General features: G+C 54.8%; 8 protein-coding genes. 3 read left to right on the top strand and 5 right to left on the bottom strand.

What is annotated here, in order from left to right:
- The first annotated feature begins 16 nt into the window (after window positions 1-16).
- Complete coding sequence (locus Q8902_01395) at window positions 17-2407, top strand: hypothetical protein (GenBank protein MDP4198209.1); 2391 nt, start codon at window positions 17-19, stop codon at window positions 2405-2407.
- A 58-nt stretch (window positions 2408-2465) separates the two neighbouring features.
- Here Q8902_01395 and Q8902_01390 read toward each other — a convergent pair whose 3' ends face one another.
- The 3 genes from Q8902_01390 to Q8902_01380 all read right to left on the bottom strand — a co-directional run bounded on the left by Q8902_01390 (window position 2466) and on the right by Q8902_01380 (window position 6654).
- Window positions 2466-3242 carry a hypothetical protein gene (locus tag Q8902_01390; GenBank protein MDP4198208.1) on the bottom strand — a complete coding sequence of 259 codons (777 nt, stop codon included), beginning with the start codon at window positions 3240-3242 and terminating at the stop codon, window positions 2466-2468.
- A gap of 8 nt (window positions 3243-3250) precedes the next feature.
- Window positions 3251-4039, bottom strand: coding sequence for a hypothetical protein (locus Q8902_01385; protein MDP4198207.1), 789 nt, complete (start codon window positions 4037-4039; stop codon window positions 3251-3253).
- 173 nt (window positions 4040-4212) lie between these two features.
- Window positions 4213-6654, bottom strand: a complete 2442-nt coding sequence (locus Q8902_01380) for a PDZ domain-containing protein (GenBank protein MDP4198206.1) — start codon at window positions 6652-6654, stop codon at window positions 4213-4215.
- A gap of 329 nt (window positions 6655-6983) precedes the next feature.
- Here Q8902_01380 and Q8902_01375 point away from each other — a divergent pair, with 329 nt between their 5' ends.
- Both Q8902_01375 and Q8902_01370 read left to right on the top strand, forming a co-directional pair.
- Window positions 6984-9860 carry a hypothetical protein gene (locus Q8902_01375; protein ID MDP4198205.1) on the top strand — a complete coding sequence of 959 codons (2877 nt, stop codon included), beginning with the start codon at window positions 6984-6986 and terminating at the stop codon, window positions 9858-9860.
- A gap of 98 nt (window positions 9861-9958) precedes the next feature.
- The gene (locus Q8902_01370; protein ID MDP4198204.1) at window positions 9959-13285 is read left to right on the top strand and encodes a tetratricopeptide repeat protein; all 3327 of its coding nucleotides are present in this window, start codon (window positions 9959-9961) and stop codon (window positions 13283-13285) included.
- 1 nt (window position 13286) lies between these two features.
- Here the strand turns inward: Q8902_01370 and Q8902_01365 are convergent, their stop codons facing one another.
- The gene (locus tag Q8902_01365; protein MDP4198203.1) at window positions 13287-14252 is read right to left on the bottom strand and encodes an SDR family oxidoreductase; all 966 of its coding nucleotides are present in this window, start codon (window positions 14250-14252) and stop codon (window positions 13287-13289) included.
- Between the two features lie 107 nt (window positions 14253-14359).
- Window positions 14360-15667 carry a UDP-glucose/GDP-mannose dehydrogenase family protein gene (locus Q8902_01360; protein MDP4198202.1) on the bottom strand — a complete coding sequence of 436 codons (1308 nt, stop codon included), beginning with the start codon at window positions 15665-15667 and terminating at the stop codon, window positions 14360-14362.
- Between the last annotated feature and the right edge of the window lie 22 nt (window positions 15668-15689).

Raw genomic sequence — 15689 nt, 5'->3', positions numbered from 1 at the left:
ACTTACCAAAAAACCAATGTTCAAGCTTTCACGAGTTGCCTCGTATTGCGTAGCATGTATCGCCCTTTTTCTGACTCATGCCGCGCAATCACAGAATGTGCCTCGCACGATTACCTATCAAGGGGTCATCCAGAGTTCCGGACTTCCGGTCAATGGCTCGTATTCCTTGACGATCCGGCTCTACAGTTCGGCGACAGGCTCGGACCTGGTGTGGGAGGACACATTCAGCGCGTCCATTCAGTCGGGCCTCTTCATGGTCCAGCTCGGTTCGCAACAGCCACTGCCGCAGATGTCGGTGCCACTGTGGCTGGGCATTTCCATCGATGGTGGAGCGGAGCTGTTTCCACGAACTGCGCTGTCCTCCTCACCGTATGCTCTGTCCATCGTCGATAGTTCGATCACGGCGAGCAAGATGGCAACGGACTACATTGCGGACGTCATGATCAACGGCCATCCGCTATCTGGCGTCGGTTCCGATCTGATGATTGGCGGCACGCCGAATCAGTTGCTGCTGACCGACTCCGCCGGAACGATCACCTTCGGCACGCCGCAGGACATCGCGATCACCTCATCACCGGGCTTCTTCAATCTTTCGCTCACGAACAACCTTACAATTAACAATGGGATGTTCACTGTATTGGGCGCAACCGGAAATACGAATGTCTCGGGTACGTTCAACTCCGGCGGTAATTTCTCCGTCGCGAATAATCAGTTCATCGTCAACGCCTTTAACGGCAACACATCATTCTTCGGCGATTTGAACATCAATAATGGCATGTTCACGGTGCTTGGCTCGACCGGCGATGTGAATATTAACAACGGGATGTTCACCGTGTTCGGAGGCACGGGCAATACGAACATTTTCGGGACGTTCAACTCTGGCGGCAATCTTTCGGTCGCGAACAACATGTTCATTGTCAATGCGCTCAATGGAAACACCTCATTCCTGGGCGATTTGAACATCAATAACGGGATGATCAGCATCATCGCTTCGACGGGCGACGTGAACATCAATAACGGCATGTTCACCGTTTTTGGAGCGACTGGAAATACGAATGTTTCCGGCACGTTCAACTCTATCGGCAACCTGTCGGTCGCAAACAACATGTTCATCGTCAATGCCTTGAACGGCAACACGTCCTTTCACGGCAATCTCACGATCAACAACGGGATGTTCACCGTGCTCGGAGCAACCGGAAATACGAATGTCTCCGGCACATTCAACTCCGTCGGCAATCTGTCGGTTGCGAACAACATGTTCATCGTCAATGCACTGAATGGCAACACGTCGTTCCTTGGCAATCTGACGATCAACAATGGGATGTTTACCGTGCTCGGCGCGACTGGCAACACGAATGTGTTCGGCACGTTCAACTCGGGCGGCAACTTGTCGGTCGCAAACAACATGTTCATCGTCAATGCACTGACCGGCAATACTTCGTTTGCCGGAAACTTGAACATCAACAATGGCATGTTCACGGTGTTTGGTGCGACGGGCAACACGAACGTCTTCGGCACATTCAACACTGTCGGCAACTTGTCGGTCGCGAACAACATGTTTATCGTTAACGCGTTGACCGGCAACACCTCCTTCGCCGGAAACCTGAATATCAACAATGGCATGTTCACCGTGTTTGGCGCCACTGGCAATACCAACGTGTTCGGAACGCTCAATTCCGGAGGCAACTTCTCCGTTGCGAATAACCAGTTTATTGTGAATGTTGCGAACCATACGACTTCGATTGCTGGTGATATCAACATCAACAACGGAATGTTCGCGATCACCAATCTGACGAACACGATCAGCGTTGGAGGCATCTTCAACCTTGGGGGCAACTTCTCGGTGGCGAACAATATGTTTAATATCAACGCATCGAATGGTAACACCTATATCGGCGGTACACTGATTTCGACTGGCAATATTTCGATTTCCAATAACCAGTTCGTCGTTAATGCGCTGACAGGCAACACGTTTATTGGTGGTACGCTCAATGTCTTTGGGACTTCGATCTTTGGTGGCAACTTCAACATGAACCACCATTCGATCACGGAGCTTGCCACACCGATCAACGATAGCGACGCCGCAACAAAGCTTTATGTGGACCAACAGATCGCGACGGTCTCGGGAGGCAATGGCGGGCTATACCACAACTATCAATCTGTCGCGAGCGGCGCAGTTATAGCCGCTACCTCGGTTGTGACGAACGTGCAGTCGAATGGTATTCCTGGTTCTCCGGCAACACTCAGCCTTCCATTATCCCAAGTGGTGAATGGCCAGGAAATGATTGTGATGACAGATGACCTCGATGGCGTCAGCGTCTATGTGGGAGGTGCCAACGTGTTGGTCCCGCTCAGCGGTGCGTATCACTTTGTCTTTGGTGGCAAAGGCTGGCGTTCGGAGCATTAATCTGTCCTGAGAATTCCCGGGAAGCCTCCCGGGAATTCTGAAGAATGGGTCTCGATATCTAATTCAGGTTCACCCAGGCCGTCCCATCAAATCCTTCGAACTTGCCGGTGTCGGTGTTGAACCGGATCATCCCTTGCGGTGGCACCGCGGGTCGCTGGGCCGTTGTGCCGACCGGCATCATGCCCTGGGGAGGAGATGAGATCGCAATCGAATGCGTGCTTGCATCCGGAGTAAGTGTAATTCCACCGCCAGCCGTGAGAAGAAGATTGCCACCGGCATCGGGTCCAATGCTACTTACGGTTTGAATCGATTGTTGAGGGACTGGTAAGATCGAAGCATCAATCCGACCGCTCGTATCGAGTGGCACCGGCCAAAGCGCGCCGTTGACCGGACGATCGAAAACCTCAAGGCCGTTTGCGCGCTCTGAGTTCATCGCGTATGGTGCCGAAAGGAGTAGTTGCCGTTCGAAGACTTGCTCATCGGCTGCCCCTTGGTCGAAAATAAGCTCGATCCAAATGGGCTTGTCGAATTTGAGGGTAGCCGGAAATTGTTGTATCGGACCAAAACTTGATCCGAGGATTAGATCGAACACTCCTCCCACGAATGAGACCGATTTAAAGACTTCCGTTCCAAAAGAGTTGCCTCCGGACGCCGCATCATAATAATTGACCGTAACAGTATGTTTGTTGATGACTGGCTTTTGATTGCCGTCCACCATCAGCCCCTGATAGCTGATGAGGTGCGGTATCTGTATCTGCGCATTACCAACCGTTGTGGCGAGCATGATCGCCGTAAACACAAGCACACCAATCTGCGAAGCAATACGTGATTTCATGATGATTGCTAATTAAGGTTATGCCACACGCTGCCATCGAAGGCTTCGAACTTATTCGTATCGGTGTTGAATCGGATCATCCCCTGCGCTGATGTCGCGGGTCGCTGGGCCGTTGTGCCAACGGGTACCATCCCTGCGGGCGGCGATGAGATCATTATCGAATGCGTACTTGGATCTGGAAAAAGTCCGACACTGCCGTTTGCCGTGAGCGCGAGGTTGCCGCCAGCATCGGACGCGATATTGTTTATCGTTTGAACTGACCGTTGCGGGATCGGCAAGATCGAGGTGTCGATTCGTCCACTCGCGTCGAGTGGAAGCGGCCAAAGCGCACCGTTGATTGGATGATCGAAAACCTGAAGCCCATTCACTCGCTCTGAGTTCAATGCATACGGCACGGCGGATAGCTCTACCCTCGGAAATACTTGCTCAGTAGGCGCACCCGGGTCAAGTGTGAACTCAATCCAAACGGGTTCGGCAAAAGTCATGGAGGCAGGAAACTGAGGTGGAACAAATCCACCTCCAAGCACGACTTCGAAAACTCCCATGGTGAAGACGACATTGCGAAAGGTCTCGCCGCCGGCTAAATTGCCTCCACTGGTTTCGCTGTAATAGTTTATGGCAATCGTGTGTGTGCCATTCACAGGCCGCTGATCCTTGTCCATCATGAAGCCCTGATAGCTGATGAGACGCGGACCGCTACCAATCGACATCGGTGGTTGTGCGAGCGATGCGGACACGCTGAACGTGCATGCCCAAAGGACGACACAACCGGCAAGCCGAGCGAGCGTTTGATTCATATGTTTCTCCAATCGTCCATTGGTGGGTGACCCATCAGCCACGCGGGACTCACAAAAGTACACAATAGTCGGCGGCCGGTTCGAAAATACGCCTCGGTGTAGCCCGGCCTTTAGGCCGGACTTATTCTGACTGCGACCTGAAGGCCGTGCCACACCGGCCATCGTGCCTGCCGCTACTTCTTCTCCGGGTTTCCATCATCGAACAGAATCCCTCGGTAGCTTTTGACGACGGCCGTGCCAGGTTTAACTCGGGTGTCGGAGTACCAGTCCTCGCCGTGTCCTAAATCGATGAGCATTCCGAGCGAGCCGCTATGGCGTGGCGGGATGAAATTGCCACCACCCTGCGAGTTCGTGGTATCCGATTGCTTTATATAGTAGCGATCGTCGCCATGACCATCCAGGAGATAAGCGAAGGAGACGAAGAATCCGCATCCCTGCGAGGCACCGGAGGATCGGTACGTGTCGTTGCCGGCCCAATCTTCTAAACACCCGCTGGACCAATCGTGAGCATTTCCTTGCTCGAGCCACGCATACGCATCGTAACTATCATCGCCAGAATCGTCGAGCAGTGCAGCGAAGGAGAGATGGATTCCGCTGCCCTGTGAGTATTGTCCGGCAGAGTATCGGTCCGCCCCTTGCCAATCGTGAAGGATGCCGAGCGCATACCAGTAGCTTCCGCCCTGACTGAAAATACCGGCGTCATACACATCGTCGCCATGAACATCGCTGAGTAGCCCGATTCCGCCATCGGTCCCAATTCCAGTGCTCCAGGGCCGCATGCCAAATCCAAAGCCCTGTGACATCGCAACATGCGCGCGATTCGGCCACCGGTCATCAGGGTATTTCCATCCGGCACGATATGCGTCATTGCCCGAACGCTCGAGCAGCATCCCAAAACCCTTTGCATATGCGAATCCTTGGGAATACACATCGGCGCGGTATTGATCGTCACCGGCATGATCGTAGAGCAGGCCAATGCCGAGAAACGCGGCGCCTTGCGAGCACCAATGCGAGGCGTAAATATCGTCGCCGCCAAAATCGGCGAGCATGCCGATTCCAAGGCATCCCGCGCCTTGCGTCCAGCTTGTGCCGCGATAGACATCGTTGCCGCTGCAGTCGACGAGCAGATCGACGCATCCAATGCCGGCAGCAATGGGGCCATTATAGATGTCGTTGCCGGCAATGTCGGCCACAACTCGGAACGTCCCCGTCCTGCAGGGCGGAAGATCGTACACATCATCTCCGCCGAGATCGATGATGAGTGCAAAGTCGTCACCATAATAGCGGTTTCGTCCGGTGCCGCCAATGACGCAACGTCCCTGCGGCGTCACCCATTGCATAAGCACGACCCCATCGACGCCGGGAACATCGGTCATTGGGCCGAACGGCTTGCCGGACCACTTCAAACTTTTTGTCGCATCGAGCTCAAATCCGCGCACCCAGTTGGTATCCGCCAGAGCGGCAAGCATGCGCGCTGCGCTGACGATATCCGCAAGATGGACCTTGTCCGCATCGCCAAGCAACCCGGCGAGCATCTTCTCCGCACTCTTGCGAACCGCCAGTTGCTTCAGCGGATCCGTGGTAGAATCGACCGGGTCCTCCCAATTATGATCGACATTGAGCAACTCTGAAAGTCCGCGCGCCAGCGAATCGAGATGAGACGGTCCACGTTCGTTCCTCCCACCGACGGGCGCATAGGCACGATCGAGAAGCGATTGTACTTTGGCGAAATATGCGTTCAGATCCTCCACGGATTCCGGTGCTCTTACGCGTGCATGCTCGCTTGGCAGGCAACCCAACTGGAATGCCGCGGCATCGATGGCTCCAGCCACTCCTTGTTCCGAGGCTTGCCCGCGATCGAGACTATCCCAGACACTTTGATCGATCAATCGCGAGAGGGCGCCGACGCGCGTGGGATGATGTTCCAGGTAGGTGATGGCATTCAACCGAAACGGACTCGGCCGGCTCGTGAATGGCAAATCGCAAAAATCTATGTCCGCGGCATTGGCGATTTGCTCGGCGATGGTATCGGCCCAGCCAGTGAGGCCGTTCGCGGCGATGGTCCGTTGCATCCAGGAATTGACACGAAGGGGCCCAAGTCCTGCTGGTTCCGAGTATGCCATCGGCGAGCGTTTGCCGGTATGAAGCGGAACGGGAATCTCCCGGATTTCACCGTTGCGAATGATTTGAAACTGCAGGGTATCACCACCGTGCATCGTGCTGATCCGAGTATTCAGAACGTCGTCCGGTCCATAGACAGAGTCTGCAAGAGTCCGGCCGTTCACTCGGAGGACGACATCACCTAACATCAGACCAGCATCATCAGCAGACCAATGCGGCGCGACATGCCAGATCGGGCTTCCCTTCATTGAGTCTTTTCCATGGGTAAGCGTGCGAACGGAATCAGCGGAAATATCGCGCATGTAAATGCCAAGACGTGGCTTCATCGGCGGCGGTTCGCCATGGCGAACGAAGGGAGGATAATCCACGAGGTTCAGTGTGCGATTGATTAGACTATCGCTCGTCATCTGCGCGCGAATAGTAGTCGATGCCCAGCAGAGCAAGAGCAGCACGCAATGCGCCGTCACCAGTAGGATCAAAGGAGATTTCTTCATATCTAAACAAATGGTCGAGGGGACCGTGTGGATCGTCGGAATAGGATTGGATCGGTCGCTGCAAAACTACGCATTTAATTTGTGACCTGTCATTGTTTGGTCAGCCAACACCTCTTCCCACGGCGCTCCGCTAATCCCCACCATGGTTGCATATACGCTCAAATTTGACGATTTTGCGGCCTCTGAGTGCAATTCATTATTTGCCCCAGTAAATGTTGTATCTTTGGAGTGTTCGCCGCTCTGAGTCTGGCTGTTCTGCGGTTAGGAAATTGTTTTTCTCGTCCTATCTGAGCTTCTCAGAAGCGCTGTTTCTTTCTTAGAATCTCATTATGAAACACAACTCTAATGCCGTGGCGCTTTTGATAGCGACGCTGCTACTATTGGACTCGAGCCTGTCGTCGCTCCGAGCGCAAACTCGCAACTTGTCCGCGAGCACGCCAAGAACGATCAGCTATCAGGGCGTGCTGCGAATGGCCGACGGCTCGCCAGCGACCGATAACGATTATCAGGTCACCATTCGTCTCTATTCGGACGAGGCCGGCACGCAAGAGGTTTGGCGGGATAGTTATGTCACGCGGACGACCGGTGGAGTATTCACGATCGCGCTGGGCTCCGGCAGCATACCACTCCCGGAAGCTCCGATGTTGGATCGTCCGCTCTGGCTGGGCGCGCAAGTGGGCGATGGCGAAGAAATGCGTCCGCTCGCTCCACTTTCGGCAACGGCATACGCGCTCAATGTCGCGGATAAGTCGATCTCCGAGAGCAAGATTTCGGCCGACTATATCAAATCTGTGACGCTCAACGGTCAGACTGTTTCTGGCAATGGTAAGAATTTGAATATCCAGACTGGTGATGGCATGGTTGCCACCGTCGATCCCGCGACCAATACGATCCTGCTCAAAGGCAGCAGCGCCTCGCTCGATGGCTCCAAGGGCGGAGAGGTGCAAGGCAACACGACGATCTCCGGATCGCTCACGGTTACCGGATCGACATTCCTTGGTTCGGCTACGTCGCCTACGAATGTGTACGGCGTCTTGAATGCCTCGAAAGATATCCTGCCTGTTGGAGATAACACGCAGAGCCTCGGTAACCCCACGCACCGTTGGAAAGATCTGAATTTGGGCGGCGGTTCGCTTACGATGATTGATGGCTCGACCCAAACCCAGCTCGAGTGCTTCGGTGGAACGGCGACGTTTACCGTTACCGATGGAAGCACGACAGCCTCTCCTTTGACGCTCGATCCATACGGAATGACCACGACCGATCTGCAATCTGGCGCAATCACCTCCGGTCTCAGTGTCAAGATTGATGGTACATCCAATCCGCGTACGATCCAATCGGATGCCCAATTGATTATCTATGTTGACCCCACATTAGATGGTGGGACTAATCCACCCGGTGCGACAGGTGGACCACTCACCGTCTACGCGGGTCCGGGTGGTGGTGGTGCAGTCCCCGGCAATGGCGGTAACCTGACGCTCGCTTCCGGAGTCAGCGGTGGCGGCTCGGCGGCCAATGGATCCATCTATCTAAAAACTGGCGGTACCTCTGGCACACCGCAGATCACGATCGACCCGACCATTGGCGTTACGATCAATACCAACGCCACATTTTCGACGGCGACCTTTAACACGTCTCTTTTCTCGCCCACCATCTATGGTGGGACATCCGCAGGCTCGAACCTTAGTCTGCTGACCACGAACAATTCGGCGGCGCCAAGCGGGACGATTACGCTCGGCGGCAGCACAGGTGCGGGCACCACAACGTTCGCAACGATGAGCGCCACGGCCATCGGGATCCCCAACGGCCAAAGCATTCTTGCCAGCGGTTCAACCGGTACAACGCCGGCCAGCGGCGCAGGCACACGGCTTGAGTGGATTCCGGCGAAAGCGGCATTCCGCGCGGGACAAGTCAGTGGAACAGCGTGGGATGACGCAAGTGTCGGAGCATGGTCGATTTCGGCCGGGAGCGACAATGTTGCCAGTGGCGAGTCCTCGACCGCGTTTGGCAATCAATCGTCCGCAACTGGAGAGATTTCTTTAGCTGTCGGTGACAATGCTATGGCAAACGGTAGCAACTCTGCCGCCATCGGAGCGTATGTGACCGCAAGCGGAAACAATAGCACCGCGCTCGGCTTTCAAACCACTGCTGGCGGTTCGAGCAGCACCGCGATGGGCAATGGCAGCACTGCCAACGGCAACTATAGCGTGGCGATCGGCGCCAATAACACAGCGAGTGGCAACTACTCGACCGCACTCGGCAGCAACGCATCGACGAACGGTCAGGCCAACTCGCTCGTCTATGGCGATGGCAGTACCTCCACATCCAACGATGCGGCGAACCAGTTCATGGCACGGGCTTCGGGAGGATATAAACTATTTGATGACGCGAGTGCAACGCCATCGCTAACGCTTTCCGGCACGAATCTCGGCATAACTGGCGACATTAAAACATCTGGTGGCGACTTTAAGACTGGATCGACCACGCGTATTGCCAGTACCGGCGATGCCACGCTTCAAGCGACAACAACGACGACGCTGGATGTTGTTGGAACTGCAAATATCAACTCTGCCGGGAGCGCCTCGACGCATATTGGTAATGCAACTGGAACCACCACTATAACGGGTGCGCTGACGACGCATGGAGCTGCTGACATTAATACGACGGCAGCGGACGGCGCGACAACAATCGGCAATGCCTCCAACACTACCGATCTGCACGCCAGTGCTGCAACGATGAATACCGCTTCCGGTGATGGCACTACTTCGATTGGCTATCGCACACACACGCTGACTGTCGCGGGCAATACTGCAATCAATACTGCATCGAACGATGGGACGACAACCATCGGTAATAATACGCAGCCCACGACGACAACGCTACAAGGCATCACGGTACTACCCTACGAAGAAGAGTCAACGGCCTCGACTGGCGGTGTGCATTTGGCTACGTTTACGTATGGGACAGTTCTCGTGCTGAAGGAAGGTGGTGATTGGGACAACACGCAGGACACGAAAGTCGTATTGCCACCCGGCACAAACGGCCAGATCGTATGGGTATATAATAATCTCAATGATGCAGATGGAACGGCTAACTTGAACATCTATCAAAGTGATGGGACAACCCAGGTTGGCACCTCTATCCCAAACAGCTCCGGTGTTGGTTCATACGCGCAATTTATTTATCTGATGAATGGCTGGCATTAATTCCGGATGCGAACGATCGGATCGATCTGAAGCAAGAATTGCGATTCGAGAAGTTCGAACGCGATCTTTCGCCAGATGGTCGGCCGAGTGGAAGTGCTATGGACTCCTCAACTGAACTTCGGCTATTCGTTTCTTCCACGTTCACCGATTTTCTCGGTGAGCGGGATTACCTTGCGAAGAAAGTCTTTCCGGCACTTCGGAGCCTTTGCCGCGAAAGGGGTTTGGAGTTCACCGAAATCGATCTTCGATGGGGGCTCACGGCAGAAGACAGTCAGAAGGGCCGGATCATTCGAACGTGTCTTGAAGAGATCAATAGTTGCCATCCGTTCTTCATCGGGTTGCTGGGCGAGCGTTACGGCTGGGTGCCACCAATCGAAGAGCTGGAAAAGGATCCGGAGTTGCGCGAGGATCAGCCTTGGCTCGAGACCGCTATTCGGAATGGCCAGAGTGTAACGGAATTAGAGTTTCGTCACGCATTCCTCAATCACAGTCCGGGTCGTAGTAAACCGCTTGTCTATTTTCGGCCCTCAGGCGCGACAAAAGAGGATCCACGACTGACTCGGCTGAAGCGAGAAGTGACAGGGCATGTCGGCAGAGTTCCTACTTTTAAATCGCCTCAGGAACTTGGGTTTCTGATCGAGCAGGATCTGACGGCTCTGATCGAAACACATTGGCCAAGCTCGAAAACGACCTCATGGCTGGATCAGGAGCGAGCCGGCCATTCGGCATTCGCGCAAAGCCGTCGAAAGGCGTATGTGCCCGATCTTGCGCTGACGGACCGCTTGAACGTTCACTTGCGAGCGCCGCAACCGGTTCTCGTCTTGACTGGCGAATCTGGCGGCGGCAAAAGCTCGCTGCTTGCATATTGGGCCGAGAAGCTGCGCTCGCAAGATCCGAATCTTTTTATCATCGAGCACTATATCGGGGTGACCGCGGCGAGCACCGATCCGGACACGCTGATGCGGCGGATCATCGAAGAGATTCGAGAGCGGACGCACTCGGAAGATCCAGTGCCGCAATCATCCGAAGAACTCAAGCGAGTGTTTCCATCGTGGCTGGCGCGTGTCACGGGTGAGCGCCTGTTGATTCTGGTCGATGCGATGAATCAGCTTACGGAAGACGGTCAATTCCTGAGTTGGCTGCCGGAGCACATGCCGAGCAACATCAAATGGGTGCTGTCATCGACAAAGAGCGGTGCACTTGGCCGCTTGCGAGACCGCGGGTGGCCCGAGGTTGCCGTGATGCCGATCACGCCAGATGTCCGGCGAAGAGTCTTACGAGAATATCTCGCGGGGTATCGGAAGAAGCTCGCTCGCTCGCAGGAAAACAGAATCGTCAGCGATCCAAAATCTTCGAGCCCGCTTTTTTTGCGGACGCTACTTGAAGAATTGCGACTGCAAGGCATGCACGAGGAGTTGGATCGGCAGATCGAGCATTACCTTGCTTCAAAAGATATTCCCGATCTGTTTACCAGAATTCTCGAGCGATTGGAGAACGACTACGGGAAAGAAGAAATCCATCGCTTGCTCACGCGCTTGTGGGCCGCACCCCATGGGTTATCAGAATCCGAATTATTAGCTGCAAGCGAGTTGGACCGCAGCACACTTTCGCTGCTGCTACATGCATTCGATTTTCATTTTGTCCGGCTGCGCGGCCGCTTAAGCTTTTTTCACGATCACCTCCGCTTTGCGATCGAACGTCGCTACCTGGGCTCGGCTTTGGAGAAGAGAAACGCCTGGAAGATTCTGGCTGCTTTCTTCCAAACCACGGAAGCGTCCGCAATCAAAGCCCATTCGCTGCCCTGGTTATTAAGCCGGGCAGAAAGTTGGACCGAACTCAAAGAAACGCTCCTCGATGTGGAGCTTCTTCCTCATCTGACCGAAGGCTCGCGCACATACGATCTGCTCGGATATTGGCTTACACTGGAAAAGCTACAAACTTCCGTTGCCAGGCCCGAAGCATCAACAAAGAATTCCTGGAACATCGATGTCGTCTCAGAATATGAGACAGCACTCGAACGCTATCGCGCTACCGGCGTTGAGGCCTCGAAGCTCGATCGATCGAAAGAACGGAAGCTGCTGTATGCACTCGCGCTGTTCTTTCATAATGCCGGATGGCTGCAAGGAGCGGTCCGGAGTGGTACGCGAGCGCTCGATCTTTGCCCAGCAGTTGCTCCAAAGAGTGATACATATCAAAACGACCCCGATGCTCTTGACATGTCGATTGATATTCGCCTCGAGCTTGGTATCGCATACATGGATAGCGGTGATCTCAAACAGGCCGCCGACTCGCTCGAAACAGCAATGCAGTTGGTCGCTGCCAATCCAACGCGATCGACTGGGCGATCGTCTTCAAGTCTCCGGGAGATCCTGGTAAAGACTCAGCATGCGTTTCTACTCCGGCAGCTTGGCAAATATGACGAAGCGGAAAGCGCAGCACGAATTGCGATGGACGCTGCCGCGCGACGCTTCGGCAACGAGCATCATACGACTCTGAAAGCCATGCGCTACCTGGCGGATGCACAAGCGCTTCAGGGAAAGCGGAGCGAAGCCGAAGCCATGTATCGAAGCGTCCTGAAAAAAGTCGAGGCATCATCCGGAGCACAAAGCTTGGAGACGGCGGAGTCCCTGAACGATCTCGGAACAATCCTGAGGCTCTATCAGGGAGATTACGAAGAAGCCAAGCGCCTGCTCGAGCGTGCCGGAAATATCATCGAAGCCCGGCTTGGTGCGTATCATCCCGATCTCTGTACCTTGCTGAACAACCTGGCTTCGCTGCATAACGAGCGCGGCCAAGCCCTGAAAGCGGAACCACTGTTTCTCCGCTGTCTTGAAGTTGGCGAGCGGGCCTACGGACCGCAACATCCAAAGACGGCGACGATCCTGAACAACTACGCGAGCATGCTCTACGGGCAGCAGGCCTTCGATCGCGCCGAGCCCTATTTCCGAAGGGCCCTTGAGATTCGCCAAACAGTGTTCGGCGCCGAACATCCCGAGACGGTCATCAGCCTTAACAATCTGGCCAATGTACTTCGACGGGCTGGACGAAATCTCGATGAAGCCGGTGAATACTACAAAGAAGTATTGCGGATTCGAATCGCGACACTTGGCGCCGATCATATCTACACAGGCTTTTCCTATGCGGCGTACGGTCAACTCCTCCGAATCACAGGCGATCTCGCCGGCGCACTCGATCTTCTCGATCGCGCCTATCCAATTTACAGAGAACATCGCGGGCTTACCCATCGCGACACCATTCCTGTTGCGACCGAGCTTGCCGAAATCCTGCTCGAACTCTCGCTTATCGATCGCGCTCAACAGATCATTGCGGAATCGCTCGTGCCGGCTGACAAAGCAAGCCTCACTGAGGTGCTGCGCGGCCGCATCGAAAAGTTAATTTCCAAAGAACGAGCCGTCACCGCCTGATTCAGGTGCGGGCCGAGGCGGTCTGTTCCGCCTTCACAGCCTGCCGAAAATATGTCAGCGTTCGTTTCAATCCTTCCGCGCGCGGCACGCGTGGCTCCCACCCAAGCAACGATTTTGCCAGTGTAATATCTGGCTGCCGAATTTTTGGATCGTCCTGTGGCAATTCCTCGAACACAATTGCGCTTCCACTCTTCGGCACCATCGCCAGAATCTCTTTTGCAAGTTCCAGCATCGTCACTTCATCCGGATTGCCGATATTAACCGGCAGATTGTAATCCGACATCAGCAGACGGTAGATACCTTCGATGAGATCGCTTACGTAACAGACGCTACGCGTTTGCGAGCCGTCGCCGAACACTGTGATCGGCTCGCTGCGCAAGGCCTGCGACATAAAGGCCGGAATCGCGCGACCATCGTGCAGGCGCATCCGCTCGCCATACGTGTTGAAGATGCGAATAATCCGTGTATCGACGCCATGATAGCGATGGTACGCCATCGTCAGCGCCTCGGCAAATCGTTTCGCTTCATCATATACGCCGCGGATACCGATGGGGTTGACGTTGCCCCAGTAACTCTCCGGCTGTGGATGAATGGCTGGATCGCCATAGGTCTCGCTGGTCGAAGCGATGAGGAATCGCGCGTTCTTCGCCTTCGCAAGTCCAAGCGTTTTGTGCGTACCGAGCGAACCCACTTTCAGCGTTTGGATCGGCAGCTTCAGGTAGTCGATCGGACTTGCCGGTGACGCAAAGTGCAGGATGTAATCGACCGGGCCATCGACATAGACGAACTGCGTCACATCGTAATGGATGAACCGGAAACTTGGGACTCCGATGAGGTGCGAAATATTCTCCATCGAGCCGGTTGAAAGATTATCCATGCAGATAACTTCGTGGCCTTCGGAGATGAAGCGGTCGCACAAATGACTTCCGAGAAATCCGGCGCCGCCGGTGATGAGGGTTCGTGGCATGGGCCTAAGAACGCCACTCCTCGTGTTTTGAATTCATCTCGTCTCAGTATCGCAGAGCGTCTTCTCTTCCCAGTCGCAGAAGGATTCTGCGCTGGCCCTAGACGAGCCTACCGCCTTCCGATCCCGAAGTATGTAAATCCGAACTCTCGCATGCGCTCGGGGTCATAGATATTGCGGCCATCGAAGATGACTTTGTCGCGGACTTTGGTGGCGATGAGTTCGAAATTCGGATTGCGGAATTCATTCCACTCCGTCACGACGACTAACGCATCCGCGCCTTCGAGCGCATCGGTGTTTTTACGGAAATACTTGAGACTCTCGGACTCCGGCAATACATTTTTCATCGGCGCGATCGCTGCCGGGTCCGAGGCATGGACGCGTGCGCCACGAGCGATGAGGCCCGTGATGATCTCGATAGCCGGCGCTTCGCGGATGTCATCGGTGCGCGGCTTGAACGCAAGGCCCCAGACGGCAAATGTTTTGCCGGTAATGTCGCCGTTATAGTGGAGCAGAATCTTGCGAAGCAGTTGGGTCTTTTGCCGGTTGTTGGCGTCCTCGACTGCTTTCAGAATCGCAAAGTCATGTCCCATTTCTTCCGCGGTCTTGACCAGCGCCTTGATATCTTTTGGGAAACAGCTCCCACCGTAGCCGACGCCTGGGAAGAGAAACTGCGGACCAATGCGTCCATCGGACCCAACGCCGATGCGAACGTGCTCGACATCCGCGCCGACAAGATCGCAGAGGTTTGCGATCTCATTCATAAAGCTGATCTTCGTCGCGAGCAGTGAATTCGCCGCGTACTTCGTCAACTCGGACGATTTTTCGTCCATGATATAAATCGGATTTCCGGTGCGGACGAACGGCTCGTACAGCTCCTTCATAATCATAATCGCGCCTGGATCGCGAGAGCCGACGACAATGCGGTCCGGCTTCATAAAGTCCTGCACCGCCGCGCCCTCTTTCAGGAATTCCGGGTTCGATACGACGGCGATCGGAATATCGGTATTGCTTTCGAAGATGGCGCGAACGCGGTCGGCCGTACCGACCGGCACCGTGGACTTATTCACGACGACCTTCGGCTCGGTCACCAGTTGTGCAATACCCTTCGCTGTCTCGAGCACCATCGAAAGATCGGCAGCGCCATCGGCACCGGGCGGCGTCGGCAGTGCGAGGAAGATTACCTCGGCATGATCGACGGCCTCCTTGAGATCGAGCGTGAATTTCAGACGCCCTTCCTGGACATTGAACTTCACGAGTTCTTCGAGGCCCGGCTCGAAAATCGGAATGATCCCCTTACGGAGGTTCTCGACCTTCTCGGGGATGATGTCCATGCAGAGGACCTGGTTGCCAGTCTCGGCGAATCCGGCGCCCGTCACAAGGCCGACGTAGCCGGTTCCAATAATTGAGATGTTCACGGAGTAGTGGATAGTTGATAGT

Source organism: Bacteroidota bacterium (genome assembly GCA_030706745.1).
Taxonomy (GTDB): domain Bacteria; phylum Bacteroidota; class Ignavibacteria; order Palsa-1295; family Palsa-1295; genus PALSA-1295.
This window is presented reverse-complemented; position numbering and strand designations above follow the sequence as displayed.